Genomic DNA, 24,271 nt, shown 5'->3' with positions numbered 1-24,271 from the left:
CACCCCACGTCATGGGACCGGACTAGGCGTCGTAGTCCTGGTTGAACCGGTCCCGCACCTGCTGCTCCGTGTCCTCGATGTCACGGTGGTTCTGGGTGCCGCGCTGCGGCTGGCCCTGCCGGCCCTGACGGCCCTGCTGGATCCGCTCGCCGGCCTTCTCGCGGGTCTGCCCCGTCTTCTCCTGGGCCTTCTCCTTGGCCTGGCGGGACTTGTCCTGCATCTGGTCCTTCATACCCATGTGGGTTCACTCCCGTGGTGGGTGGGGGTTTGGCCCCTCGGTGGGGCCTCGACCAGATTCACACGGGCCAACACCCTCCGCATGTCGATCAGTTACGGTGTGTGGCGCGGGCCTCCTCGTCGGCCGCCCCACCTGCGCCGACGAGCCCGGAGGACATCCCCCGCAGCCGGGGCGCGAACCGCTTCATCTCCCGCTGCCCGACCGTCCCGATGAGCGCCGGCAGATAGCCGCGCACCCCCTGCATGCCGCGCAGCCACCACTGCCCGTACACATGCGCCGAGCGCCGCTCGATCCCGGCGACCAGCCGGTCCACCGCCGGACCCAGCGGGTAGGTCTTGTTCGACGGCCAGGGCAGCCGCTGCCGCAGCTCGCGCATCACGTCGTCCTGGTCGGCACCGCGCACCATGTCGGTGTCGGTCCACGACAGGTAGGCCACGCCGACCCGCACGCCCTGGTAGCCGACCTCGGCGCGCAGGCTGTGCGCGTACGCCTCCACGCCCGCCTTGGACGCGCAGTACGCCGTCATCATCGGCGCGGGGGTGAGCGCGGCCAGCGAGGCGATCTGCAGCAGATAGCCCCGGCTCTCCGCCAGCACCGGCAGGAAGGCGCGCGCGGTCACCGCCGACCCGATCAGGTTCACCTCGATCACCCGCCGCCAGGCCACCGGATCGGAGTCCGTGAACGGACCGCCGGTCGCCACACCGGCGTTGGCGACGACGATGTCGACCTTCCCGAAGCGCTCCTTCACCTCCCGCGCGACCCGGCTCATGGTCTCGTGGTCGGTGACGTCGGCGTACCAGTAGGCGCTGTCGTGGTGCAGCCGCCCGGAGACCTCCTTGAGCGCCTCCTCCTCCAGCCCGACCAGCGCCACCCGCGCCCCGCGCGCGGACAGTTTGCGCGCCAGCAGCTCACCGACGCCGCGCGCGGCTCCCGTGACGACCGCGACCTGCCCTTCGAGGCTCACCCTGCTCATGCGCCCTCCTTGATCCGCACGGGGGCGGCCCCCGTGACATACGTGCCGACGAGTTCGCGGATGCGGCCGGTCACCGTCTCCGGCGCCTCGACGGGGGTCATGTGGCCGACACCGGTCAGCTCGGTGACGCCGAGGGAGTGCGGCAGCGCGGCGGCCAGCGCGCGGGCGTGCACCGGGGGCGTGAGCCGGTCGGAGGTGCCGCACACCACCGCGGTGGGCACGGTCAACCGCCGTACGCCGTGGTCGAGATCGAGCGTGGCCAGCACCTTCGACCACGCGTGGCGCACCGCGCGCGGACAGGCGTGCACGATCCGCGCGCACGCCTCGACCCGGTCCGGGGCGCAACCGGCTCCCATGGTGGCGTACTTGAGGATGCTCCTGGCCACCGGCGTGACCGGTCCGAGCGGGGCGCGCGAGCCGAGGACGCGCCCGGTGAGCCAGGTGCGCACGCGCCCGGCCCGCAACGGCACCACGCGGGACTCGGCGACCAGCCGCGAACTGCCCGTGCTGCACAGCAGGACGGCGGCGGCGTGCTCCCGGAAGCCGGGGCGCCCGGCGGCGGCCATGACCGTCATGCCGCCCATGGAGTGACCGGCGATCACCGCCTTCTCCCCGGGCGCGAGGGTCGCCGCGAGCACCGCTTCCAGGTCGTCCGCGAGCGCCTCGGTGGTGCACACGGGACTGGCCGGACTGCGCCCGTGCCCCCGCTGGTCGTAGGCGATCACCCGGTGACCGGCGGCGACCAGGTCCCGTATCTGCGCCGCCCAGAACGCCGTCGAGCAGGTCCAGCCGTGGGCGAGCACGACGGCGGGCGCGCCCTCGGGGCCGTGCGCCTCGACGTGCAGCCGGGCGCCGTCGGCGGAGACGGCGGTCAGGGTGCGGGCGGGCTCGGGCGGGGCGCAGGCGCCGGGGGCGGCCGGGGTACGGCGGCTCACGCGAGGGCCTCGCTCTTGCGGCCCGCCACCGGCGCCGGCTTGCGGATCACCTCGTACTCCGCGAGGTCCACCCGCCGGGTCGCGCGCCGGAACTCGGTGGTCGTGCCGGGCCAGATGGTGGTGTTGCGGCCGCTCGGGTCCAGGTACCAGCTGGTGCAGCCGCCGGTGTTCCACACGGTCCGCTTCATCCGCTCCTGGACCCGCTCGTTCCAGGCGTCCACGGCGGCGGGCCGGGCGTCCAGGGCGGCCCGGCCGCCGAGGACGTCGAGCTGGCGCAGATAGTCGGCCAGGTAGTTCAGCTGGGACTCGATCATCAGGATCATCGAGGAGTTGCCCAGGCCGGTGTTGGGCCCGATGACCGTCATGAAGTTCGGGAACCCGGCCGCCGAGGCGCCGCGCAGCGCCCGCATGCCGTTCTTCCAGCTCTCCGCGAGCGTGGTCCCGTCCGCGCGGGCCACCCGCTCGGCGATGGGCATGTCGGTGACGTGGAAACCGGTGCCGAAGATGATCGCGTCGACCTCGGCCTCGGTGCCGTCGGCCGCCACGAGGGTGGAGCCGCGGATCTCGGTGAGCCCGCCGGCGACGACGTCCACGTTGGGCCGGGCGAGCGCCGGGTAGTACTCGCTGGACAGCAGGATCCGCTTGCAGCCGATGCGGTAGTCCGGGGTGAGCTTGGCGCGCAGGGCGGGATCCTTGATGGAGCGGGCCATGTTCCGCTTGGCGAGCTGTTCGACGAGCCCGAGTTCGTCGGGGTGCTTGGTGAACGCCTGCACCTGGAGTTCCCGGATGCCCCACAGCAGCCCGCGCCGGGCCTGCGCGGTGACGGGCAGCCGCCGGTGCAGCCAGCGTTCGGCCCCGCTGATGGCGCGGTCCACACGGGGCATCACCCACGGCGGGGTGCGCTGGAAGAGGGTGAGCCGGCCGACCTCCGGCTGGATGGCGGGCACGATCTGGATCGCGGAGGCGCCGGTGCCGACCATGGCGACCCGCTTGCCGCGCAGGTCGTAGTCGTGGTCCCAGCGGGCGGAGTGGAACACCTTCCCCGGGAAGGAGTCCAGGCCCGGGATCTCGGGGATCTTCGGGTCGGACAGCGGCCCGGTGGCGGAGACGACGACGTCGGCGCGCAGGGTGCCGCGGGTGGTCTCGATGGTCCACCACAGGTTGTCCTCGTCCCAGGTCATCAGCTTGACCTCGGAGTCGAACCGGATGTGCGGGCGCAGCCCGAACAGGTCGGTGACGTGCTCCAGGTAGGCGCGGATGTGCCGCTGCCCGGAGAAGGTGCGCGGCCAGTCGGGGTTGGGCGCGAAGGAGAAGGAGTACAGGTGCGAGGGCACGTCACAGGCGCACCCGGGGTAGCTGTTGTCCCGCCAGGTGCCGCCGACGCTGCCGGCCCGTTCCAGGACCACGAAGTCGGTGACTCCCTCCCGGCGCAGCCGCACGGCGGCCCCCAGCCCGCCGAACCCGGACCCGATCACCGCCACCCGTACATGCTCGTGCTCGGCCATCCCGAAGCCTCCACGCATCACCTAGGAACTGTGCCAGTGAACACTGGCGCAATGGGACTGTAGAGCAGCTCCGTACCGAGCGGTAGGGGGCGGGGAAGGGAAAGTTACCGGGGGTACACCTTAGGCTGCGGGCGTGGCAGAGGACGCAGAGCACAGGGAAGGCCCGCGCGAGTACCGCATGGAGGAGCTGGCCCGGCTGGCCGGCATCACCGTGCGCACCCTGCGCTTCTACCGCGAGCGGGGGCTGCTCGCGCCGCCCCGGCGCGAGGGGCGCATCGCCTGGTACGACGACCATCACCTGGCCCGGCTGCGCACCATCGCGGCCCTGCTGGAGCGCGGCCACACCCTCAGCGGTATAGCGGAACTCGCCGAGGCCCTGGACCAGGGCCGCGATGTCGCCGACCTGCTGGGCGTGGGCCCGCCCACCGAGGAGGAGCCGGTCCGCCTCACCCCCGAGGAACTCGCCGCCCGCTTCGAGGGCGAGGTCACACCGGAGAACCTGGCCGCCGCGATGGAGCTGGGCTATCTAGGCACCGACGGCGACGAGATCGTGCACATCAGCCGGCGGCTGCTGGACGTCTCCTCGGCGCTGGTGCGCGAGGGCATCCCGCTCGCCGAGGTGCTGGCCGCCGCCGCCCGCGTCCGCGAGCACGCCGAGGCGCTGGCCGACCTGTTCGCCGACGTGATCTCGCGCCACGCCCCCGAGGACGACCTGCGGCGGCTGCGCCCGCTGGCCCGCAGCGTGGTGGAGGCGGAACTCTCCCTGGCCCTGGACCGCCGGCTGAACAAGCGGGACTGAGGCGGCCCCGGGGCCCCTGGAGCCCGGGGCCCCTAGAGGTCGTAGACGACGGTCACCGGCGCGTGGTCCGACCAGCGTTCGGCGTGCGTGGCGGCCCGCTCCACGAACCCCTTGACCGCACGGCCGGCGAGCCCGGGGGTGGCCACGTGGTAGTCGATGCGCCAGCCGGAGTCGTTGTCGAAGGCCCGCCCGCGGTAGGACCACCAGCTGTACGGCCCCTCGGTGTCCGGGTGCAGCGCGCGCACCACGTCGACGTACCCGCCCTCCCCGGCGGCGAACACCCGGCCGAGCCAGTCCCGTTCCTCGGGCAGGAAGCCGGAGTTCTTGGTGTTGCCGCGCCAGTTCTTCAGGTCCGCCTCGCGGTGGGCGATGTTCCAGTCGCCGCAGACCAGCACCTCGCGCCCGTCGGCGGCGGCGCGCTCGCGCAGCTCCTGAAGGTGGACGAGGAACTCGGCCATGAAGCGGACCTTCTCGTCCTGCCGTTCGGTGCCGACCTCGCCGGAGGGCAGATAGAGGGAGGCGACGGTGACGCCGGGCAGCTCGGCCTCCACGTACCGGCCGCTGCCGTCGAACTCGGCGGAGCCGAAGCCGACCCGGACCCGGTCGGGCTCGCGCCGGGTGTAGAGGGAGACGCCCGCACGGCCCTTGGCGGCGGCCGGGGCGTGCACGACGTGCCAGCCGTCGGGCTGCCGGACCTCCTCGGGCAGCTGGTGCGGCTCGGCGCGCACCTCCTGGAGGCAGACGACGTCCGCGTCCGTCCCGGCGAGCCACTCCACGAAGCCCTTCTTGGCGGCGGCCCGCAGCCCGTTCACGTTCACGGTGGTCACAGTCAGCACCCCGGCACGATACCGGCACACTGGTCGGGGTCCGAAAACCCGGGACCACCACCGACTGCATAGAAGTACGATACCCAGCATGAATATACGCCGTGTCCGTTTCGATCACCCCGACGCCGTCAAGCTCAACGACGAGGTCCAGGCCGAGTACCACGTGCGCTACGGCGACGGGGGCGACGCCACGGTCCTGGCACCGGAGGACTTCGACCCGCCCCGGGGCGTGTTCCTGATCGCGTACGACGAGCGGGACCGCCCGGTGGCGACCGGCGGCTGGCGCAGCCAGGACCACAACGACGAGGGCAACCAGGACGGCGACGCCGAGCTGAAGCGCATGTTCGTCATCGAGGAGATGCGCGGCCGGGGCCTGGCCCGCCGCATCCTCGCGGCCCTGGAGGAGGACGCCCGCGCGGCCGGCCGGGTCCGCATGGTCCTGGAGACGGGCACCAAGCAGCCGGAGGCCATCGCCCTGTACGCCTCCAGCGGCTACGAGCCGTGCGCCAAGTTCGGCTACTACCGCCACCACGAGGAAAGCCGCTGCTACGCCAAGCGCCTGTGAGCCACGGCACCCTGGGCACCGGGGTGCCGGCCATCCGGCACCCTCGGCCCCCCGGAAACGACGAAGATCCCGCCGGTCGTGATGACCGACGGGATCTCATCGTGCAGTGGACCTGAGGGGATTTGAACCCCTGGCCCCCTCGATGCGAACGAGGTGCGCTACCGGACTGCGCCACAGGCCCTTGCAACGAGTGAAACTCTAGCATCCCGATCCGGGTGCTCGGAAATCCGCTCCCTGACTGGTCAGGGCGGGGGTGACCGAGGTCACTCGTTGGCGGCGCGGGGCCGGTCGCCGTCCTCGTACTGGTCGAACAGCGGCGTACGGCCGCGCTCCCGTGCCCGGCGGGCCGCGGCGGGGCCGGCGCCGCGCGAGCGGGTCCGCGGCTGCGGGCGGGCCTCCCCGCGGCCGTCCGCCGGCTTGTCCGCCGCGGCCGGCTCGGGGCGTTCGCCCGTCCCGTCCCGCGGCGCACGGCCCGCCTCCTGCCCCGGCACGACCGCGCTGGACCGCGCCGAGCTCCAGGTGTCGGGCGCCCCGAGGTCCACGTCGGAGGTGGCGCGCGGGGCGACGGGCGCGGTGACGTACGTCGGCAGGGGCACCGGCACCGGGTCCCAGCTCTCGCCGTGCCCGGGCCGCCGCTGCCGCTCGCGCTGCTGGTCGACCCACTCGGCGTGGTCGGTCTGCTCCACGAGCGCCCGCCGGTCGGCGGCGAGCGCGGACAGCTCCGCGTCGTCCGTGCCCGCGTCCTGGCCCGGGTCCGCCTCGCCGGCGCCGGTGTCCTCCTCCAGGGAGGCGCGGGTGCGCGGCCGGCGTTCCCGCAGACGCTGGGCGGCGGCCTCGGCGCGGCGGCGGTCCATCTGATAGGCGAAGCGGCGCCGTTCCTGCGCCCGCAGATAGGCGATGTAGGCGCTGAGCAGCACGGCCGGGACGCCGGGCGCCCACAGGAAGGCGAGGCCGCCGACGGCGGCGATGACCGTGCCGAGGGTGAAGGCGAGGAAGAGCATCACCGTGGTGCGCCGGCGGCGCGCGAGCACCTTCGAGCGCTGGGCGCGCGCGGCGGCCGTCTGCGCCGAGGACGCGCGCCGTGCCACCGGTTCACGCTGCGGGGTGGGCACGGAGGCGGGGTCGGGCGCGGGTGCGGGGGGCTCGTCGCGGGCCGGCCCGGCGTCCGCGACCGCCTCCGGCCCGTCGCCCAAGGGCTCGGCGTCCAGGCCCTCCTGACGGCGGGTCGGGGGCACGGCGAAGGCCCGGACGTCCACCGAGTCGGTGACGGCGTCCGGGTCGACGGCGTCCGGCTCCCCCTCCTGGGCGGAGCGCGCCCGCAGGTCCCTGGCGTACCGGCGCTCCATGCCCGCCCGTCCGGAAAGCAGCCGGATGGCGGTGCTGAAGCGTTCCGTCGGACGGGCCTCGTTCAGCTCGTCCTGCCTACGGAGCCACATCGGCACCAAGTAGGCGGCCCAGGCCCCGACAATGACTGCGTAGATGAGGCCGCTGCTGCTCACGCCTCACACGGTAGAGGGGTTTGCGTGAGGCCATCCGCCAATTGGGCCGGTGTGTCGCACGATCTGGCTGATATTTCCAGCATTTTTCGCGACGATGCGATTTTCAATAATCGAACATATTTTCAATTCATGGGCTCTCGGTGCGCTGAGCCCGCTGAGAGCGTGCCCGGTGCCACCGCGTGAGCAAACCGTCGGGCACCTCTTCCGCGGTGAGCGCGAAGACGAGATGGTCGCGCCAGGCGCCGTCGATGTGCAGATAGCGCGGCCGCAGCCCCTCCTCGCGGAATCCGAGTTTCTCCACCACGCGCCGGCTCGGCCGGTTCTCGGGGCGAATACAGACCTCGACGCGGTGCAGGCCGACGGTGCGGAAGCAGTGGTCCACCGCGAGCGCGACCGCCGTCGGCACCACCCCGCGCCCGGCCACCGCCTCGTCCACCCAGTACCCGATGTGCCCCGAGCACATCGAGCCCCAGGTGATCCCGGCGACCGTCAACTGCCCGGCCAGCCGCCCCTGGTACTCGATGACGAACGGCAGCATCCGGCCCGCTCCGGCCTCGGAGCGCAGGTGGCGGACCATCTGACGGTAGGTCGGCCGGTGCGCCACCGGACCGCTCGGCGCGGGCGGCGGGATGGTCGCCTCCCAGGGGCGCAGCCAGTCGCGGTTGCGCCGGTTCACCTCGCGCCAGGCCCGCTGGTCGCGCAGCTTTATCGGCCGGAGGACGACCTCGCCGTCCGCCAGCACGACGGGCCAGGAAGGGCTGTTCAGCTCGCACCCCCACTGCCGGGTCTGGGGTGGTCGCCGCCGCGGATCTGGTCGACGGCGTGCACCAGCAGCGGCTCCAGCACGGCCAGGCCGTCGCGCACCCCGCCGGTCGACCCGGGCAGGTTCACGATCAGCGTCCGGCCGGCCACGCCCGCCAGGCCCCGGGACAGCGCGGCGGTGGGCACCTTCTGGCGTCCGTGGGCCCGGATGGCCTCGGCGATGCCGGGCACCTCGTGGTCGAGCACCGCGCGGGTGGCCTCCGGGGTGCGGTCGGTGGGCGAGATGCCGGTGCCGCCGGTGGTGACCACGACGTCGTACCCGTCCGCCACGGCCGCCCGCAGGGCCTCCTCCACGGGGGCGCCGTCGGGGACGACCCGCGGCCCGGCCACGTCGAGACCGAGGCTCCTGAGGCCGTCGGCGACCAGCGGGCCGCCCTTGTCCGGGTAGACGCCGGCCGCGGCCCGGCTGGACGCGGTGATCACCAGGGCGCGGTAGCTCATGCCCGGCTCCAGTCGCCCGACTTGCCGCCCGTCTTCTCCTCCACGCGCACGTCCGTGATGACCGCCCCCTTGTCGACCGCCTTGACCATGTCGACCACGGTGAGCGCGGCGACCGTCACCGCCGTGAGGGCCTCCATCTCGACGCCCGTGCGGTCCGTGGTCTTCACGGTGGCCCGGATCTCCACGGCGTCGTCCGCGACCGACAGATCCAGTGTCACACCGGACACCGACAACGGGTGGCACAGCGGGATCAGATCCGGGGTCCGCTTGGCCCCCATGATCCCGGCGATGCGCGCGGTGGCCAGGGCGTCACCCTTGGGCATCCCCTCGCCGCGCAGCAGCTCGACCACGCGCGGTGAGACGAGGACCCGGCCGCTGGCGCGGGCGGTGCGCGCGGTCACGTCCTTCCCGGATACGTCGACCATGCGGGCCGCACCCGCCTCGTCGATGTGCGTCAGCCGTTCCTGCGTACTCATGCTGTGGCGCTCCCGGTCCGGGCCCGCGCGGTGCGGAGCGCGGGCCTGCTGTGCGCGCAACGGTACCGCCAAGCCGGACCGGACAGCGGACCAGGATCGTCCTGTGGACGGCACGCGCGCGTGCCTCAGCCGAGCAGCACGACCTCCACCTCGCCGCCCGGCTCCACGGACTCCGTGTCCTCGGGGACGACGATCAGCGCGTCGGCCTTGGCGAGCGCCGCGATCAGGTGGGAACCGGCTCCGCCCACGGGGGTGACCTCGCCGTCGGCGTACCGGCCGCGCAGGAACTGGCGGCGGCCCCGGGGCGAGCGCAGCGCCGCGTCCGCCTTCAGCGTGGCCCGGGTGCGGGGCCGGTGGAGCCCGGTCAGGCCCATCAGGGCGCGGATGGCGGGACGGACGAACAGCTCGAAGGAGACGTACGACGACACCGGGTTGCCGGGCAGGGCCAGCAGCGGGGTGTGGTCGGGGCCGATGGTGCCGAAGCCCTGCGGCTTGCCGGGCTGCATGGCGAGCCTGCGGAACTCCACGCCGCCGCCCGCCTCGTCCTCGTCGCCGACGGAGGACAGCGCCTCCTTGACGACGTCGTAGGCGCCCACGCTGACCCCGCCGGTGGTCACCATCAGGTCGGCGCGGATGAGCTGGTCCTCGATGGTGGTGCGGAGCGTCTCGGCGTCGTCGGCGACCGCGCCCACCCGGTAGGCGATGGCGCCCGCGTCCCGCGCGGCGGCGGTGAGGGCGAAGCTGTTGGAGTCGTAGATCTGCCCGGGGGCCAGTTGCTCGCCGGGCTGGACGAGTTCGCTGCCGGTGGACAGCACGACCACGCGCGGGCGCGGGCGGACCCGGACCGTGCCACGGCCGATCGCGGCGAGCAGCGCGATCTGCGGCGCGCCGAGGACCGTACCGGCCTCGAGGGCGAGTTCGCCGGCCCGTACGTCGCTGCCCTCGGCCCGCACGTGCGCGCGTGCCTCGGCGGGCCGGTACACGTGCACCTGCCCCTCGGCGCCCTCGGGGGCCAGGCTGCGCGCCCGCATGCCGCTCGCCGGGCCCTCGCCGAGCCCGCCGTCGGTCCACTCGACGGGGACGACGGTCTCGGCGCCGGGCGGCAACGGGGCACCGGTCATGATGCGCGCGGCCTGCCCGGGGCCGACCCGCACCGGATCGGCGGCGCCGGCCGCGACGTCCCCGACGACCTCCAGGGCGGCCGGGAACTCCTCGCTGGCGCCGGCGACGTCCGCGACCCGCACCGCGTACCCGTCCATGGAACTGTTGTCGAACGGGGGCAGGGAGACCGGCACCGTGACGTTCTCCACCAGGACGCAGCCCTGGGCGTCGAGCAGTTGCAGCTCGATGGGCTCCAGGGGGCGGACGGTGGCGAGGATGTCGTCCAGGTGCTCGTCCACCGACCACAGGTCGTCCGGGCCGGCGGGACGGGGCGCGGCGCTGCTCAAGACTGCTGCATCTCCTCGGCTACGTAACTGCGGAGCCAGGTCCGGAAGTCCGGGCCCAGGTCCTCACGTTCGCACGCGAGTCTGACAATGGCACGCAGATAGTCGCCGCGGTCGCCGGTGTCGTAACGGCGGCCCTCGAAGACGACGCCGTGCACGGGGCCGCCGACCTTCTCGTCCTGGGCGAGCTGCTGGAGGGCGTCGGTGAGCTGGATCTCGCCGCCGCGGCCCGGCTCGGTCTCGCGCAGGATGCCGAAGATGCCCGGGTCGAGGACGTAGCGGCCGATGATCGCGTAGCGGGACGGGGCGTCCGCCGGGTCCGGCTTCTCCACCAGTCCCGTGACCTTCACCACGTCGCCGTCGGCGGTGGCCTCCACGGCGGCGCAGCCGTAGAGGTGGATCTGCTCGGGGGCGACCTCCATGAGCGCGACGACGCTGCCGCCGTGCTGCTCCTGGACCTCGATCATGCGCCGCAGCAGCGGGTCGCGGGGGTCGATCAGGTCGTCACCGAGGAGCACGGCGAAGGGTTCGTGGCCGACGTGCGGGGCGGCGCACAGCACGGCGTGACCGAGTCCCCTGGGGTCGCCCTGGCGGACGTAGTGCATGGTGGCCAGGTCGCTGGACTCCTGCACCTTCGCGAGCCGCTCGGCGTCGCCCTTCTTCTCCAGCGCGGATTCCAGCTCGTAGTTGCGGTCGAAGTGGTCCTCCAGCGGGCGCTTGTTGCGCCCGGTGATCATGAGGACGTCGTCGAGCCCCGCCGACACGGCCTCCTCGACCACGTACTGGATCGCCGGCTTGTCTACGACGGGCAGCATCTCCTTGGGAGTGGCCTTGGTCGCCGGCAGGAACCGGGTACCGAGGCCGGCTGCGGGAATGACAGCCTTGCTGATCCTGGGGTGGGACTGAGTCATGCCCGCCACAATATCCGGTGCCTTTGTGCGGAAACTGTGGCTCGGGCGACTAACCGCTCATATGAGCGGCATGACGAGAGGTGCGAGGACGGCCGGTGGAACACGACGGGTCTTCGGGTGATCCCGGCAAGCGCGCGCTGCGCCGGGAGTTGCTCGGCGCGAGGAGCGGACTGACGGCGGCGGGCATCCGCGAGGCGGGCCGCGAGCTGGCCGAGCGCGCCCTGGAGCTGCCCGAGCTGGCCGCGGGGCGGACGGTGGCGGCGTACGTCTCGGTGGGCGGCGAACCGGCCACCCTCCCGCTGCTGGAGGCGTTGCGCGCGCGAGGGGTGCGCGTGCTGCTCCCCGCGCTGCTGCCCGACAACGACCTGGACTGGGGCGAGTACACCGGTCCGGACTCACTCGAACAAATCCGGCACAGCGGGAAGATGGCGCTTTTCGAACCTTCCGGTACGCGCCTCGGCCCGGACGCCGTGACGGGCGCGGACGTCGTCCTGCTGCCCGGTCTCGCGGTGGACGCGCGCGGGATGCGCCTGGGGCGCGGCGGCGGCTCCTACGACCGGGTGCTGGCCCGGCTGGAGCGCGCGGGCGCGCACCCCCTGCTCGTGGTGCTGCTCTACGACACGGAGGTCGTCGCCCGCGTCCCGGCCGAGGCGCACGACCGGCCGGTGCACGCCGTGGTGACGCCGTCGGGCGTGCGCCGCTTCCCGGGCGGCTGACCCGAGAACCCGCCGTGGGTGACGGAAACGGCCCTCCACGCGCGCGTGGAGGGCCGTTTTCAGCGGGGTGCCGTCTAGGTCACGGCTCGAGGACGAGGGTGTCGCTCGTGCTCTTGTCCACCGCCTTGCCCGAGAACGACCAGGGCAGCAGCTCGCCCTCGGCCCACTTGCCGGTCTGGTCGGTGTAGTGCGCGTTGAACGCGTGCCCGGAGGCGCCGGCCAGGTTGATCCACTTCGACTTGTCCAGGTCGGCGAGGTTGACGACCATCCGCATGGACGGCACCCAGACCACGTCGTAGCCGCCGGCCGCGTTCCAGCCGGTCGCGTTCACCGCGGCCTCGCCGCCGCTGAGCTTCCAGGGGCCGCGGTTCAGCAGGAGCTGCAGGGCCTTGGGGCCCTCGGTGCCGAGCGTCTGGTTCTTCAGGAACAGCCGGTGCAGCCGGCCCCAGCTCCAGGTGTCGATGTCCTTGCCGAGCTTGGCGGTCAGCTCCCAGCGGGCGTCGATCATGGCCCGGGCGAAGAGCTGGTCGCGGTTGGCCGCGCCGGGGCGGGTGCCCGACTTGGGCGCCTTCCACCAGTCGCTGTCCGGCTTGTCCATCAGGGTGCGCACGACCTCGAACCAGCGGTCGCCGCCGTCCGGCTGCGCCTGGTCGGCGTCGCGCTGACCGCACTCGCGCACCTTGGTGTCGTCGTCCACCGGGCCGGTGCTGTCGATCTTGTCGACCCACAGGCACTGTCCCTTGACCCGCAGCTCCTTGGGCATCTTGTTGCCGAAGGCCAGCTTGAGGACGTTGCGCCAGACGGCGTTGAAGTACGCCGCCGCCGCCGAGTCGGCGTCCTGGGTGTAGTCCCAGCCCTCCAGGAGCTTCTGCGCCTGACGGACCTCCGGGTCGGACAGGTTGATCTTCAGCAGCTTGGGCACCAGGAGCTTGGCGATCTCGCTGCTGTTGTCCAGCTGCATCTGCCGCATGTCGTCGGTGGAGATCTTGCCGCCGCCCTTGATCTTGGACTCGATCAGGTCGGTGATGCGCTGGCTGCGGGTGCCGTAGCCCCAGTCGGTGGTCAGCGTGTACGGGTACTTCTCCGGGTCGACCACGGCCTGGTTGGCGGTGACGATGTAGCCGCGCTCGGGGTCGTACTCGTAGGGCAGTTCGTCCTGCTTGACGAAGCCGGTCCAGCGGTACTGGGGGTCCCAGCCCGGTGCCGGGAGGGCGCCGGTGTCCTTCTGGGAGCGGGTGGGGATCCGGCCGGGCAGCGTGTAGCCGATGTGGTTGTCCGTGCTGGCGTAGACCAGGTTCTGCGAGGGGACGTCGAACTGGGCCGCCGCCGCGCGGAACTCGCTCCAGTCGGACGCCTTGTCCAGCGCGAACACGGCGTCCATGGTGGTGCCCGGGTCGAGCGCGGTCCACCGCAGCGCGATGCCGTAGCCGTCGCCGCGGTCGGGCGCGGCGGTGTTCACGGTGGCCTTCTTGCCGACCTGGACGAGTTCGTCGTCACGGTCGGACAGCAGCGGCATCCCGTCCTGGGTCTGGCGGACGACGATCGTCTTGGACTTGCCGCCGGCGACCTTGATCGTCTCCTCGCGGGTCTTGAACGGGCGGACCTTGCCGTCGTAGAGGTAGCCGTTCGCGCTGACCTTCTCCAGGTAGAGGTCGGTGACGTCGACACCGGAGTTGGTCAGGCCCCAGGCGATCTCGGCGTTGTGGCCGATGACCACACCGGGCATGCCGGCGAAGGTGTAGCCCGAGACGTCGTACTGGCACTTGTCGGAGACGCTCCGGCAGTGCAGGCCCATCTGGTACCAGACGGACGGCAGGGACGCCGACAGGTGCGGGTCGTTGGCGAGCAGCGGCTTGCCGGTGATGGTGTGCTTCCCGGCGACCACCCAGGAGTTGGAGCCGATGCCCTGGCCGTTCACGCCGACGGCCGTGGGCAGGTCGTCCAGGACCTCGGTGAGGCCCCCCAGCTGGCCGCTGAGCGTGGATCCGCCGCCGGTGGCGGTGCCGGTGCCGGAGGTGCCCGCCGTGCCCTGGGAGGAGCCGGTGAGACCGCCGGTGGCGCCGGTCGCGCCCGTGGTGCCGGTCGCGCCCGTAGTACCCGTAGTACCCGTAGTACCCGTAGTACCGGTCGTGCCCGTGCTGCCCGTCGTGCCCGTGGTACCCGTCGTACCCGTGCTGCCGGAGGTGCCCGTGGCGCCGCTCTGCTCGAAGGCCTGGGTCAGTTCGTCGTACTGGCCCTCCTGCACGATCGGCTTGTTGCGGCCGGCCGGGTAGGCCGGGTACAGGTCCTGGATCTGCTGGGGGCCGAGGCGGCTGGTCATCAGGGCGCGGTCGATCTCGTCGCGCATGTTGCCGCGCAGGTCCCAGGCCATCGCCTTCAGCCACGCCACGGAGTCGACCGGGGTCCACTTCTGCGGCTTGTAGTCGTTGGTGAGGCCCAGGGCCGCGTACTCCAGGGAGATGTCCTTGCCGTTCTTGCCCTGGAGGTAGGCGTTGACGCCCTTGGCATAGGCCTGGAGGTACTTCTTCGTGGCGGGCGACAGCTTGGTCTCGTACTCCTGCTCGGCGATCCGGTCCCAGCCGAGGGTGCGCAGGAACTCGTCGTTCTCGACCTGGCTCTTGCCGAACATCTCCGACAGGCGCCCGGAGGTCATGTGCCGGCGCACGTCCATCTCGTAGAACCGGTCCTGCGCCTGGACGTAGCCCTGCGCCATGAACAGGTCCGCGTCCGAGGAGGCGTAGATCTGCGGGATGCCGTAGCCGTCCCGCTTCACGTCGACCGGGCCGGACAGGCCGTCGAGCCGGAGCGTGCCGGTGGTCTGCGGGAAGGAGGCGCGGACGGTGCTGATCGTCCAGTACGCCCCGTAGGCGATGCCTCCGATGACGGCCAGGACCAGCACCAGCACGATCAGTCGGGCTTTGCGCCCCTTCTTCCTGCCGGACTTGACGGACGTGGCACCCGTGGTGGCGGTGTCACCCGTTGTGGCGGTGGTGTTGGGGGGCATCGCTGTCCTTGCTGTCCTAACGCGAGCGGCAGGTCGGGCTGTGACTTTGAATGAGCGCTGGAGCAACCATAGGCGCAGGGCCCCGTCCCGCTTGACGCGGAGTCGGGAACCAGCGCGCACGAGCGTTCGATCTTGCCCTGCCGAACGTCAAGAAAGCGTCAAGAGTTAGGTAAGGTAACGAAGTAACCGGAGGCATCAGCCCCGGGTACGGAGGCACCGGCCGCCATACGAGGGAGGAACGCCCGCTGACTGTTCACCACCTCAACCAGCTCCTGCTCGTCTGCTCCGCCGTCCTGCTCGTCGCCGTCGCGGCCGTCCGGATCTCCTCCCGCAGCGGGCTCCCCAGCCTGCTCGTCTACCTCGGCATCGGCGTCCTCATGGGCCAGGACGGCATCGGCGGCATCCACTTCGACAGCGCCGAGGTGACCCAGGTCATGGGATACGCGGCCCTGGTCGTGATCCTGGCCGAGGGCGGCCTGGGCACGAAGTGGAAGGAGGTCCGGCCGGTCCTGTCCTCCGCCTCCGTGCTGGCCACGGTGGGGGTCGCGATCAGCGTCGGGGTCACCGCGGCGGGCGCCCACTACCTGGTGGGGCTGGAGTGGCGGCAGGCGCTCATCATCGGCGCGGTGGTGTCGTCGACGGACGCGGCGGCGGTCTTCTCGGTGCTGCGCAGGATTCCGCTCCCCGCGCGCGTGACGGGCACGCTGGAGGCGGAGTCCGGCTTCAACGACGCCCCGGTGGTCATCCTCGTCGTCGCCTTCTCCACGGCCGGCCCGGTCGAGCACTGGTACCTGCTGCTCGGCGAGATCGTCCTGGAGCTGGCCATCGGTGCGGCCATCGGGCTCGCCGTCGGCTGGTTCGGGTCCTGGGGCCTGAGGCACGTGGCGCTGCCGGCGTCCGGTCTCTACCCGATCGCCGTGCTCGCGATCGCCGTCTCCGCCTACGCCGCCGGCGCCCTGGCGCACGGCAGCGGCTTCCTCGCCGTCTACCTGGCCTCGATGATGCTCGGCAACGCCCGCCTGCCGCACTGGCCGGCCACCCGCGGCTTCGCCGAGGGGCTCGGCTGGATCGCCCAGATCGGCATGTTCGTCGTCCTCGGCCTGCTGGTCACCCCGCACGAGCTGGGCGACGACGTCCTGCCCGCCGTGGTCATCGGGCTGGTCCTGACCATGGTGGCCCGCCCGCTGAGCGTGGTGGGCAGCCTGGCGCCGTTCCGGGTGCCGTGGCGGGAGCAGGCCCTGATGTCGTGGGCGGGGCTGCGCGGCGCCGTGCCCATCATCCTGGCCACCATCCCCATGGTGAACGGCGTCGACGCCAGCCGGCGCATCTTCAACATCGTCTTCGTCCTGGTCGTCGTCTACACCCTGGTCCAGGGGCCGACCCTGCCCTGGCTGGCACGCCTGCTGCGGCTCGGCGAGCAGGGCGAGGCGTCCGACCTCGGCATCGAGTCGGCGCCCCTGGAGCGGCTGCGCGGGCATCTGCTGTCCGTCACCATCCCCGAGGGATCGCGGATGCACGGCGTGGAGATCAGCGAGCTGCGGCTGCCGCCGGGCGCGGCCGTCACCCTGGTCGTCCGCGAAGAAGAATCGTTTGTCCCGCTACCCACGACAGTGCTGCGGCGCGGTGACGAGCTGCTGGTCGTCGCCACCGACCCGGTCCGTGACGCGGCGGAACGGCGCCTGCGCGCGGTCGCCCACGGCGGCAAGCTGGCGGGGTGGCTGGGGACGAACGGCTCGCGGTGAGGGGCTCGTCTCTTGGCGTCCGCCTCCCGTGGAAACCCAGGTGGCCGGCCGGATGGTGCTCGTTTTCACAGTCGCGCAAGCGGTGATCCCTGTACGATTGGGGCGCACCCTGATCGAACCAACTCTGCCTGACGCAGAGCTGGCGCGACCGTATGGCGGCCGGGTCGCCCCCACCTGAGCGGGCACCGGCATCTACCGCAGTCCGCGCAAGAGGACAGCTCTCGGCGCGCGGCCCGCACGGGGCCCGCGCGCTACCAGGCGGCAGAAAGGCACGGGCCGTGGGATCCACGGTCACCACCACCGAACCGGAGAAGACCTCGCCGGCGTCCTCCCGCCCCGGATACGGACAGCTGCTGCGCACCCGCGGCGCCTGGACGTTCCTGCTGCCCGGCTTCGCGGCGCGCCAGCCGTTCGCGATGCTCACCCTCTCCATCGTGCTGCTCGTCCAGCACACCACCGGCTCGTACGGCGCCGCGGGCGCCGTCGCCGCGGTCACCGGCGTCGCCATGGCGCTGTTCGCGCCCTACAGCGGCCGGCTGGCCGACCGCCACGGCCAGCGCGCGGTCCTGGTGCCCGGCGTGCTGGTGCACACGGTCTCCGGCCTGTCCCTGACGGCGCTCGCGCTGGCGCACGCCCCGCTGTGGGCACTGTTCGTCGCGGCCGTCCCGACCGGCGCCTCGGTGCCCCAGGTCGGCCCCATGGTGCGGGCGCGCTGGGGGGTCAAGCTCCAGGGCTCGCCCCTGATGACCACCGCGGCGGCCTTCGAGTCGGTCACGGACGAGCTGACCTTCGTCTTCGGCCCCCTGCTGGCGACCGCGCTGTGCACCGCCGTGGCGCCGGCCGCCGGCCTGATCACGGAGGGCGCGCTGACCCTCGTCGGCGGTCTCCTCTTCGCCGCCCAGAAGAGCACCCAGCCCTCGGTGTCCCAGGAGAGCGGGCACGCGCGCGTGCGGCACGCCTCGGCCCTGGGCGTCCCGGGCGTGCGCGTGCTGATCGTGACCTTCCTGGGCATCGGGTCGGTCTTCGGCGGCATGCAGGTCTCGCTCGCGGCCTTCACGGAGTCGATCGGCGAGCCCGGCCTGAACGGCGTCCTGTACGGCGTCTTCGCCGCCGGGAACATGCTGTCCGGCATCGTCTGCGGCGCGATCGCCTGGAAGGCCGCGCCCCAGAAGCGCCTGCTGATCGGCTACGCGGCGCTCGCGGTCGCGGCGTCGGCGCTGTGGACGGCGCACTCCGTGGCGCTGCTCGCCGCGCTCGGCCTGCTGGTCGGCATGTGCATCGCCCCGTCCCTGATCACCGGCTACACGCTGGTCGACGGCCTGGTCCCGGCCGGCGCCCGCACCGAGGCCTTCACCTGGCTGACCGGCGCGGTCGCACTCGGCCAGGCCGCCGCCGTGACGGTCGCCGGACAGCTCGAGGACCGGCTGTGGGACGGCGCCGGGTTCCTGGTGCCCATGGGCGGCACCGTGCTCGCGCTGATCACCCTCGTGGCCCTGCGCTCCCGGCTGGCCACGCCGGACCGGAACCGTACCGTGGCACGTGGCGTGGGTCACCGCTCCCCGGTAGCGGTGGACTGATCCCCGGGAATACGTCACTATGGACCGTCGTTAGCACTCATTGAGTGAGAGTGCCAGGAGGAAGACAGTGCCGACCTACCAGTACCAGTGCACCGAGTGCGGCGAGGGCCTTGAGGCGGTGCAGAAGTTCACCGACGATGCCCTGACCGAGTGCCCCAGCTGCAAGGGGCGCCTGAAGAAGGTGTTCTCCGCGGTCGGCATCGTCTTCAAGGGCTCCGGGTTCTACCGCAACGACTCCCGCGGCTCCACGTCGAGCAGCAGCCCGGCGTCGAAGCCGGCCGGCTCGTCGTCCGACGCGAAGTCCTCGACCTCGTCCTCTTCGACGTCGTCGTCCTCGTCTTCGTCGTCTTCGTCGAGCTCCACCAGCAGCTCCGCCGCCTGAGATCTCTCATCCGTGACCCTGCCGTCGTCCGACGGCGGGGTCTTCGGCGTCCCGGCACCGGCCCGGCTGTCCGCGCGACGGCTCCCCCGCCGTTTCGCGGCCCGCTAGTGTGCTGGTCATGGCGAACGCAGAGATCGGCGTAATCGGCGGTTCGGGGTTCTACTCCTTCCTGGACGACGTGACCGAGGTCCAGGTGGACACCCCCTACGGGGCGCCCAGTGACTCCCTCTTCCTCGGCGAGGTCGCCGGGCGGCGGGTCGCCTTCCTGCCCCGCCACGGCCGCGGCCACCATCTGCCGCCGCACCGCATCAACTACCGCGCCAACCTCTGGGCGCTGCGCTCGGTCGGCGTCCGGCAGGTGCTCGGCCCGTGCGCGGTGGGCGGACTGCGCCCCGAGCACGGCCCGGGCACCCTGCTGATCCCGGACCAGCTGGTGGACCGTACGAAGTCCAGGGCGCAGACCTACTTCGACGGGCTGCCGCTGCCCGACGGCACCGTGCCGAACGTGGTCCATGTGTCCATGGCCGACCCCTACTGCCCCACCGGCCGGGCCGTCGCGCTGAAGGCGGCGCGCGGACGGGACTGGGAGCCGGTGGACGGCGGCACGCTGGTCGTGGTGGAGGGCCCGCGCTTCTCCACCCGTGCCGAATCGTTGTGGCACCAGGCCCAGGGCTGGTCGGTGGTGGGCATGACCGGCCACCCCGAAGCGGCGCTCGCCCGGGAACTGGAGCTGTGCTACACCTCGCTGACCCTGGTCACCGACCTCGACGCGGGCGCCGAGACCGGCGAGGGCGTCTCGCACGAGGAGGTCCTGCGGGTCTTCTCGGCCAACGTCGCCCGCCTGCGCGGCGTCCTGTTCGACGCGGTCGCGGCCCTGCCGGCCTCCGACGCCCGCGACTGCCTGTGCGTGAACGCCCTCGGCGGGATGAACCCGGGGTTCGCGCTGCCGTAGGGCGGGGTGGGCGGCGGATTGCCGACGCGGTTTGCCGGCGGGGCTTTGCCGGCGGGACTCGGCTGTCGGGGCTCGGCTGTCGGGCGTGGCGTGGGCTGGGGCAGGGTGGGCTTGGCTGCCCGGGCGTGCCGTGAGCTGGGGGCAGGGTGAGCTCGGGGCAGCGGGAGCCGGGGGACGCGGTCGCCGTGGGGCCTCTGACGTGGCGTCGGCGGGGCGGTCGGGGTGGTCTCGTCGGGGGTGGGGCCGAGCCGGGCGGCGGGCGGACGGTGGGCGGAATCTCTCGTTCGGGTGAGCGAGTTATCCACAAGCCGTTCGTCGTCCACCGGTCCCGGCGGGATCCGGCGGGAGCCGTCATCGTGGCACCGCAAGCCGAAATCCCTCGCCGCAGGCGGTGATCCCATGCCCTCGCCCGTACCTCCGCTCCCCTTCGGCCCGGCCCCGTCCCCCCGCCGGCCCTTCCCGCACCCGCACTCACCCGCCCGCTCCTCCTTCCCATCCCCCTTCCGGCTGCCGCGCCCGCTGGGTACGGACGCCCCGGCGACCCGCGAGGTGCCCCCCTTCGATCCGGTACGGGTGCGCGGCGGGCGGTATCAGCTGCAACGGCTGGTACGGCACCGCAGGCGCGCCCTGGCCGTCGGCCTCGCGGTGACCGCGGCGGCACTGGTGGCCGCGGGCCCCGGGACGGGACCGGAGCCGCCCGGACCGCAGCGGCCCCGCGGGCACCCCGTCGCCGGCCCGGCACGGCCGCGCCCGGCGGCGGAGCTGGTGACGGCCCCGGTGCGGATCGCCGACGCCGCCACGGTGCGGCTGCTGCGGCCCGGCGACCGGGTCGACGTCATCGCGGCGCAGGACCCGCCCGCCAGCGGTGCCCGGGTGCTCGCGCGCGGTGTCCGGGTGACGGAGGTGCCGGAGCCGCCGGACGGCACCGCCGAGAGCGGAGCCCTGGTGGTGCTGTCGGTACCCCGGGCCGCGGCCGCCCGGCTGGTCGGCGCGAGTGCCACCGCGCGCCTGGCGGTGACGCTGTGCTGAACCAGCTTGAACGGTCCGTCGACGGCTTCCTGTCAAGTCGCTCGATCGAGTTACCGGAATGGACACCGGGACCGCACCCTGCCGTAGGTTGCGGAGCGTTTTGTTCCACACCCTGTGCATGCGAGGAGAGTCCCCGAGTTGAGCGCGAAGAAGGAACCGAGCGTCTGGCATGGCTTCAAGGCCTTCCTGATGCGCGGCAACGTCGTCGATCTGGCAGTCGCGGTGGTCATCGGCGCGGCTTTCACCAACATCGTCAACTCGGTGGTGAAGGGGGTCATCAACCCGCTGGTCGGAGCGATCGGCACGCAGAACCTCGACCACTACAGCTCCTGCCTGAAGGACCCGTGCAAGGTGGCCGCCGACGGCACCGTGCAAAGCGGTGTGCCGATCCTGTGGGGCTCCGTCCTGGGCGCCACGCTCACCTTCGTGATCACCGCGGCGGTGGTCTACTTCCTGATGGTCCTGCCGATGTCGAAGTACCTGGCCCGGCAGGCGGACCGGAAGGCGGCGCGCGAGGGCACCAAGGAGGTCGTGGAGGTGAGCGAGCTGGAGGTGCTCAAGGAGATCCGGGACGCCCTGGTCGCCCAGCGCGGCCCGGGACGCGCCGACGAGCGCTAGCGGCGCTCCCACGGCCCGCTCACCGTCGGTCCCCCGCGCACAAGAGGACGCCCGCCCGGAGGCGGTGGACCGCTCGAAGGCGGCGGCCCGTTCAGAGGTGGCGGCCGGTTGAGAGGTGGCTGCCCGTTCAGAGGTGGTGGGGCGGCTTCTCGTCCAGGAAGCGCTTGAGGTCGGCGGCGCTGTCGCCGTCGGTCCGCTCGCCCCACCCGCGGTCGGTGTCGTCCGAGGACTGCTGGTCCAGCGGGTCGTCGAAGACCAGCGCGGGCTTCGGGGCGCGCGGCTCGGGGGAGGGTTCGGGAGCGGTGCTCATGCCACCAGGGTACGGCTCCCGTGCCGGCGGCCCGGCGGGCTGCCCGCCCCAGGCGCCGGACGGCCGGCCCGCCCCTCGTGCGCGGGAGAGCGTGAAGAGGATTTCCCGGCCGGTTTCTGCTGTGCTGGGAATCATGACGTCCCGTTCCGCTTCCCCGCCCGCCCCTTCCGGCGCACCACGGCCCCCGGGTCACCTGCGACGGCTCACCGCACGCGAGCGGGAGGAGGCGCACCGCGTCGCCTCCCCGCTGGAGTTGTTCTTCGACCTGTGCTTCGTCGTGGCGGTCGCGCAGGCGGGCGTACAGCTGGTGCACGCCGTCGCGGAAGGACACGCGGGCACCGGGATCCTGGACTACGCGATGGCGTTCTTCGCGATCTGGTGGGCCTGGATGAACTTCACCTGGTTCGCCTCGGCGTACGACAACGACGACGCGCTCTACCGGATCGTCACCCTGGTGCAGATCGCCGGCGTGCTGGTCCTGGCGGCCGGTGTCTCCCGGGCCTTCACGGTCCACGACTTCCTGCTGGTGTGGCTCGGCTACGCGATCATGCGGCTGGGGATGGTCTGGCAGTGGCTGAGAGCCGCGAGATCAGCCGGGGGCACGGAGCGGACCACGGCCCTGCGGTACGCGGGCGGGGTGCTGCTGTGCCAGGTGGGCTGGCTCGGCCTGGTGCTGCTGCCGGAGCCCGCGCGGCCCTGGGTGTTCCTGGTGATGGCGCTGGTGGAACTGTGCGTGCCGCTGTACGCCGAGCGGAAGCAGATGACTCCCTGGCACCCGCATCACATCGCCGAACGCTATGGACTGTTCACGATCATCGTGCTCGGCGAGACGATCGCCGCGGCCACGGTCGCCGTGAAGTCGGCCCTGGCCGAGCACAGCACCCCGGCCGAGCTGCTGCCCATCGCGGCGGGCGGACTGCTGATCGTCTTCGCCGCGTGGTGGATCTACTTCGTGGTCCCCATCCACGGTCATCTGCGCTCCAGCAGACGGGCGTTCGTCTGGGGCTACGGCCACTACGTGGTGTTCGCCTCGGCGGCGGCCGTCGGCGCGGGGCTGGAGGTGGCCGTGGAGCAGGCGACCGGCAAGGCGCACATCTCCGCCCTGGCCGCGTCGGCCGCCGTCACCCTGCCGACGGCGCTGTATCTGCTGACGGTGTGGGCGCTGCACTCCCGGCACTTCAAGGTGGGGCTCGCCCAGCAGCTGGTGCTGCCGGTCACGGCCCTGCTGGTGATCTGCTGCACGTTCCTCGGCGACTGGGCGGTGCTCGCGGCGGGGCTGGTGTCCGCGGCCTCGGTGGTGACCGGGGTGGTGCTGACGGCGCGCACGGCCGCCCGGGAGCACCGGCCGGGCTCCGCCGCCCCGGCCGGCTGAGCCCTCCGGAGAGGGCACTCGGTCACACTGGCGTCCATGACAGCTGACGCTTTGACGGATGTCGCCGGGCTGCGGGTGGGGCACGCCACCCGGGTCGGCGACGGCTGGCTCACCGGCACCACGGTGGTCCTCGCGCCCGAGGGCGGCGCCGTCGCCGCCGTGGACGTGCGCGGCGGCGGACCCGGCACCAAGGAGACCGACGCGCTCGACCCGCGCAACGTGGTCCAGAGGGTCGACGCGGTGGTGCTGACCGGGGGGAGCGCGTACGGGCTCGACGCGGCGTCCGGGGTGATGGCCTGGCTGGAGGAGCGGGGCCGCGGGGTGCCCGTGGGGCCGGACCCGGCACATGTCGTGCCGGTGGTGCCCGCGGCGTGCGTCTTCGACCTGGGGCGCGGCGGGGACTTCCGGGCCCGCCCGGACGCGGCGACGGGCCGGGCGGCGGTGGAGGCCGCGGCGGCGAGCGCGCCGGGGGCGCCGGTGCCCGAGGGGTGCGTGGGCGCCGGCACGGGCGCGGTCGCCGGGCAGCTGAAGGGCGGGGTGGGCACCGCCAGCACGGTGCTCGGTTCGGGGATCACGGTGGCGGCGCTGGTGGTCGTCAACGCGGCGGGAGCGGTGCTGGATCCGGAGACGGGGGTGTTGTACGGGGAGTTGTTCCAGGGGCGGGTGGCCTATCCGGAGGAACGGGTGCACGAGGCCGCGCGGGAGCGCCTGGCGAAGGCCGCCGCCGGCAACGCGCCGCCGCCGCTCAACACGACGCTGGCGGTGGTCGCGACGGACGCCGCCCTGACCAAGGCACAGGCGCAGAAGCTGGCGGGCACCGCGCACGACGGGATCGCGCGGGCGGTGCGGCCGGTGCACCTCCTGCACGACGGGGACACGGTGTTCGCGCTGGCGACCGGCGACCGCCCCCTCGATACGCACCCGTTGGCGCCGAACGACATCCTGGCGGCCGGCGCGGACCTGGTGACGCGGGCGATCGTACGGGCGGTGCGGGCCGCGGAGTCGGTCGAGGGGCCGGGCGGAGTCTGGCTGTCGTACGCGGAGTTGTACGGGAGGGGGTAGCGCGGGCGGGCCGATTGTCGCGGTTCTGTCACGTGATGGCGTCAACGGGGACCGGTGGGAACCTTCCCCGG

At 72.8% G+C, this 24,271-nt stretch carries 24 protein-coding genes and 1 tRNA gene; 11 read left to right on the top strand and 14 right to left on the bottom strand.

Annotated elements, in window-relative coordinates; genetic code table 11:
• Window positions 1–22: 22 nt before the first annotated feature.
• The 4 genes from IE251_RS07105 to IE251_RS07090 all read right to left on the bottom strand — a co-directional run bounded on the left by IE251_RS07105 (window position 23) and on the right by IE251_RS07090 (window position 3,651).
• Entirely contained in the window at window positions 23–238 is a 216-nt protein-coding gene (locus IE251_RS07105) for a hypothetical protein (protein WP_189752024.1), read from the bottom strand.
• Between the two features lie 88 nt (window positions 239–326).
• Window positions 327–1,211, bottom strand: a complete 885-nt coding sequence (locus IE251_RS07100) for an SDR family oxidoreductase (protein WP_189752023.1) — start codon at window positions 1,209–1,211, stop codon at window positions 327–329.
• On the bottom strand, window positions 1,208–2,146 hold the full coding sequence (locus tag IE251_RS07095) for an alpha/beta fold hydrolase (RefSeq protein WP_189752022.1): 939 nt from the start codon (window positions 2,144–2,146) through the stop codon (window positions 1,208–1,210). Before IE251_RS07095 ends, IE251_RS07100 begins: the two co-directional genes overlap by 4 nt.
• Window positions 2,143–3,651 (bottom strand): flavin-containing monooxygenase, encoded by a 1,509-nt coding sequence (locus IE251_RS07090; RefSeq protein ID WP_189752021.1) that lies wholly within the window; start codon window positions 3,649–3,651, stop codon window positions 2,143–2,145. The genes IE251_RS07095 and IE251_RS07090 overlap by 4 nt, the downstream gene beginning before the upstream one ends.
• A 178-nt stretch (window positions 3,652–3,829) precedes the next feature.
• On the opposite strand from IE251_RS07090, the gene IE251_RS07085 reads away from it, so the two are divergent.
• Window positions 3,830–4,450: a MerR family transcriptional regulator gene (locus IE251_RS07085; protein WP_030779089.1), complete on the top strand. Its 621-nt coding sequence runs from the start codon at window positions 3,830–3,832 to the stop codon at window positions 4,448–4,450.
• A 32-nt stretch (window positions 4,451–4,482) separates the two neighbouring features.
• On the opposite strand, the gene IE251_RS07080 is transcribed toward IE251_RS07085, so the two are convergent.
• On the bottom strand, window positions 4,483–5,286 hold the full coding sequence (locus tag IE251_RS07080) for an exodeoxyribonuclease III (RefSeq protein ID WP_189752020.1): 804 nt from the start codon (window positions 5,284–5,286) through the stop codon (window positions 4,483–4,485).
• A gap of 79 nt (window positions 5,287–5,365) precedes the next feature.
• Here IE251_RS07080 and IE251_RS07075 point away from each other — a divergent pair, with 79 nt between their 5' ends.
• Window positions 5,366–5,842, top strand: coding sequence for a GNAT family N-acetyltransferase (locus tag IE251_RS07075; protein WP_189752019.1), 477 nt, complete (start codon window positions 5,366–5,368; stop codon window positions 5,840–5,842).
• A 107-nt stretch (window positions 5,843–5,949) separates the two neighbouring features.
• Here the strand turns inward: IE251_RS07075 and IE251_RS07070 are convergent.
• From IE251_RS07070 to galU, 7 genes are all read right to left on the bottom strand, one after another.
• Window positions 5,950–6,023, bottom strand: a tRNA-Ala gene (locus IE251_RS07070).
• 82 nt (window positions 6,024–6,105) lie between these two features.
• Complete coding sequence (gene sepX / locus IE251_RS07065; protein ID WP_189752018.1) at window positions 6,106–7,341, bottom strand: divisome protein SepX/GlpR; 1,236 nt, start codon at window positions 7,339–7,341, stop codon at window positions 6,106–6,108.
• 127 nt (window positions 7,342–7,468) lie between these two features.
• On the bottom strand, window positions 7,469–8,083 hold the full coding sequence (locus tag IE251_RS07060; protein WP_030779101.1) for a GNAT family N-acetyltransferase: 615 nt from the start codon (window positions 8,081–8,083) through the stop codon (window positions 7,469–7,471).
• A 20-nt stretch (window positions 8,084–8,103) separates the two neighbouring features.
• Window positions 8,104–8,604, bottom strand: coding sequence for a MogA/MoaB family molybdenum cofactor biosynthesis protein (locus IE251_RS07055; RefSeq protein ID WP_189752017.1), 501 nt, complete (start codon window positions 8,602–8,604; stop codon window positions 8,104–8,106).
• On the bottom strand, window positions 8,601–9,080 hold the full coding sequence (moaC, locus tag IE251_RS07050; protein ID WP_189752016.1) for a cyclic pyranopterin monophosphate synthase MoaC: 480 nt from the start codon (window positions 9,078–9,080) through the stop codon (window positions 8,601–8,603). Before moaC ends, IE251_RS07055 begins: the two co-directional genes overlap by 4 nt.
• 125 nt (window positions 9,081–9,205) lie before the next feature.
• Window positions 9,206–10,528, bottom strand: coding sequence for a molybdotransferase-like divisome protein Glp (gene glp / locus IE251_RS07045; protein WP_189752015.1), 1,323 nt, complete (start codon window positions 10,526–10,528; stop codon window positions 9,206–9,208).
• Window positions 10,525–11,436, bottom strand: coding sequence for a UTP--glucose-1-phosphate uridylyltransferase GalU (galU, locus tag IE251_RS07040; RefSeq protein WP_189752014.1), 912 nt, complete (start codon window positions 11,434–11,436; stop codon window positions 10,525–10,527). The genes glp and galU overlap by 4 nt, the downstream gene beginning before the upstream one ends.
• A 170-nt stretch (window positions 11,437–11,606) precedes the next feature.
• Between galU and IE251_RS07035 the strand changes: the two genes are divergently transcribed.
• The gene (locus tag IE251_RS07035) at window positions 11,607–12,152 is read left to right on the top strand and encodes a 5-formyltetrahydrofolate cyclo-ligase (protein WP_234471360.1); all 546 of its coding nucleotides are present in this window, start codon (window positions 11,607–11,609) and stop codon (window positions 12,150–12,152) included.
• 79 nt (window positions 12,153–12,231) lie between these two features.
• Here the strand turns inward: IE251_RS07035 and IE251_RS07030 are convergent, their stop codons facing one another.
• Entirely contained in the window at window positions 12,232–15,156 is a 2,925-nt protein-coding gene (locus IE251_RS07030; RefSeq protein WP_189752012.1) for a penicillin acylase family protein, read from the bottom strand.
• A gap of 194 nt (window positions 15,157–15,350) precedes the next feature.
• Between IE251_RS07030 and IE251_RS07025 the strand changes: the two genes are divergently transcribed.
• From IE251_RS07025 to mscL, 6 genes are all read left to right on the top strand, one after another.
• Window positions 15,351–16,898, top strand: coding sequence for a potassium/proton antiporter (locus IE251_RS07025; RefSeq protein ID WP_229896655.1), 1,548 nt, complete (start codon window positions 15,351–15,353; stop codon window positions 16,896–16,898).
• 278 nt (window positions 16,899–17,176) lie between these two features.
• On the top strand, window positions 17,177–18,475 hold the full coding sequence (locus IE251_RS07020) for an MFS transporter (protein ID WP_189752011.1): 1,299 nt from the start codon (window positions 17,177–17,179) through the stop codon (window positions 18,473–18,475).
• Window positions 18,476–18,542: 67 nt separating this feature from the next.
• Window positions 18,543–18,857: an FmdB family zinc ribbon protein gene (locus IE251_RS07015; protein ID WP_078637431.1), complete on the top strand. Its 315-nt coding sequence runs from the start codon at window positions 18,543–18,545 to the stop codon at window positions 18,855–18,857.
• Between the two features lie 118 nt (window positions 18,858–18,975).
• The gene (locus IE251_RS07010; RefSeq protein WP_189752010.1) at window positions 18,976–19,809 is read left to right on the top strand and encodes an S-methyl-5'-thioadenosine phosphorylase; all 834 of its coding nucleotides are present in this window, start codon (window positions 18,976–18,978) and stop codon (window positions 19,807–19,809) included.
• A gap of 399 nt (window positions 19,810–20,208) precedes the next feature.
• Window positions 20,209–20,838: an RcpC/CpaB family pilus assembly protein gene (locus IE251_RS07005; protein ID WP_229896642.1), complete on the top strand. Its 630-nt coding sequence runs from the start codon at window positions 20,209–20,211 to the stop codon at window positions 20,836–20,838.
• Between the two features lie 138 nt (window positions 20,839–20,976).
• Complete coding sequence (gene mscL / locus IE251_RS07000) at window positions 20,977–21,456, top strand: large conductance mechanosensitive channel protein MscL (protein ID WP_189752009.1); 480 nt, start codon at window positions 20,977–20,979, stop codon at window positions 21,454–21,456.
• Window positions 21,457–21,583: 127 nt separating this feature from the next.
• Here mscL and IE251_RS06995 read toward each other — a convergent pair whose 3' ends face one another.
• Window positions 21,584–21,766, bottom strand: coding sequence for a hypothetical protein (locus IE251_RS06995; RefSeq protein ID WP_189752008.1), 183 nt, complete (start codon window positions 21,764–21,766; stop codon window positions 21,584–21,586).
• A gap of 133 nt (window positions 21,767–21,899) precedes the next feature.
• On the opposite strand from IE251_RS06995, the gene IE251_RS06990 reads away from it, so the two are divergent.
• Together IE251_RS06990 and IE251_RS06985 are read left to right on the top strand one after the other, a co-directional pair.
• Window positions 21,900–23,138, top strand: a complete 1,239-nt coding sequence (locus IE251_RS06990; RefSeq protein ID WP_189752007.1) for a low temperature requirement protein A — start codon at window positions 21,900–21,902, stop codon at window positions 23,136–23,138.
• Window positions 23,139–23,174: 36 nt separating this feature from the next.
• Window positions 23,175–24,200, top strand: coding sequence for a P1 family peptidase (locus tag IE251_RS06985; RefSeq protein WP_189752006.1), 1,026 nt, complete (start codon window positions 23,175–23,177; stop codon window positions 24,198–24,200).
• Window positions 24,201–24,271 lie beyond the last annotated feature (71 nt).

This window comes from Streptomyces eurythermus (assembly GCF_014649115.1).
GTDB lineage: Bacteria > Actinomycetota > Actinomycetes > Streptomycetales > Streptomycetaceae > Streptomyces > Streptomyces eurythermus.
Note: the sequence above shows the minus strand (reverse complement) of the source record. Positions and strands in the feature narration are given on the sequence as shown.

Excerpts from the sequence above, each read along its gene's own strand:
- galU (WP_189752014.1), bottom strand. The coding sequence starts at position 11,436 with ATGACTCAGTCCCACCCCAGGATCAGCAAGGCTGTCATTCCCGCAGCC.
- IE251_RS07085 (WP_030779089.1), top strand. The coding sequence starts at position 3,830 with ATGGAGGAGCTGGCCCGGCTGGCCGGCATCACCGTGCGCACCCTGCGC.
- IE251_RS07105 (WP_189752024.1), bottom strand. The coding sequence starts at position 238 with ATGGGTATGAAGGACCAGATGCAGGACAAGTCCCGCCAGGCCAAGGAG.
- IE251_RS07030 (WP_189752012.1), bottom strand. The coding sequence starts at position 15,156 with ATGCCCCCCAACACCACCGCCACAACGGGTGACACCGCCACCACGGGT.
- IE251_RS06995 (WP_189752008.1), bottom strand. The coding sequence starts at position 21,766 with ATGAGCACCGCTCCCGAACCCTCCCCCGAGCCGCGCGCCCCGAAGCCC.
- moaC (WP_189752016.1), bottom strand. The coding sequence starts at position 9,080 with ATGAGTACGCAGGAACGGCTGACGCACATCGACGAGGCGGGTGCGGCC.
- IE251_RS06985 (WP_189752006.1), top strand. The coding sequence starts at position 23,175 with ATGACAGCTGACGCTTTGACGGATGTCGCCGGGCTGCGGGTGGGGCAC.
- IE251_RS07075 (WP_189752019.1), top strand. The coding sequence starts at position 5,366 with ATGAATATACGCCGTGTCCGTTTCGATCACCCCGACGCCGTCAAGCTC.
- IE251_RS07005 (WP_229896642.1), top strand. The coding sequence starts at position 20,209 with ATGCCCTCGCCCGTACCTCCGCTCCCCTTCGGCCCGGCCCCGTCCCCC.
- IE251_RS07010 (WP_189752010.1), top strand. The coding sequence starts at position 18,976 with ATGGCGAACGCAGAGATCGGCGTAATCGGCGGTTCGGGGTTCTACTCC.
- IE251_RS07090 (WP_189752021.1), bottom strand. The coding sequence starts at position 3,651 with ATGGCCGAGCACGAGCATGTACGGGTGGCGGTGATCGGGTCCGGGTTC.
- IE251_RS06990 (WP_189752007.1), top strand. The coding sequence starts at position 21,900 with ATGACGTCCCGTTCCGCTTCCCCGCCCGCCCCTTCCGGCGCACCACGG.
- IE251_RS07100 (WP_189752023.1), bottom strand. The coding sequence starts at position 1,211 with ATGAGCAGGGTGAGCCTCGAAGGGCAGGTCGCGGTCGTCACGGGAGCC.
- IE251_RS07055 (WP_189752017.1), bottom strand. The coding sequence starts at position 8,604 with ATGAGCTACCGCGCCCTGGTGATCACCGCGTCCAGCCGGGCCGCGGCC.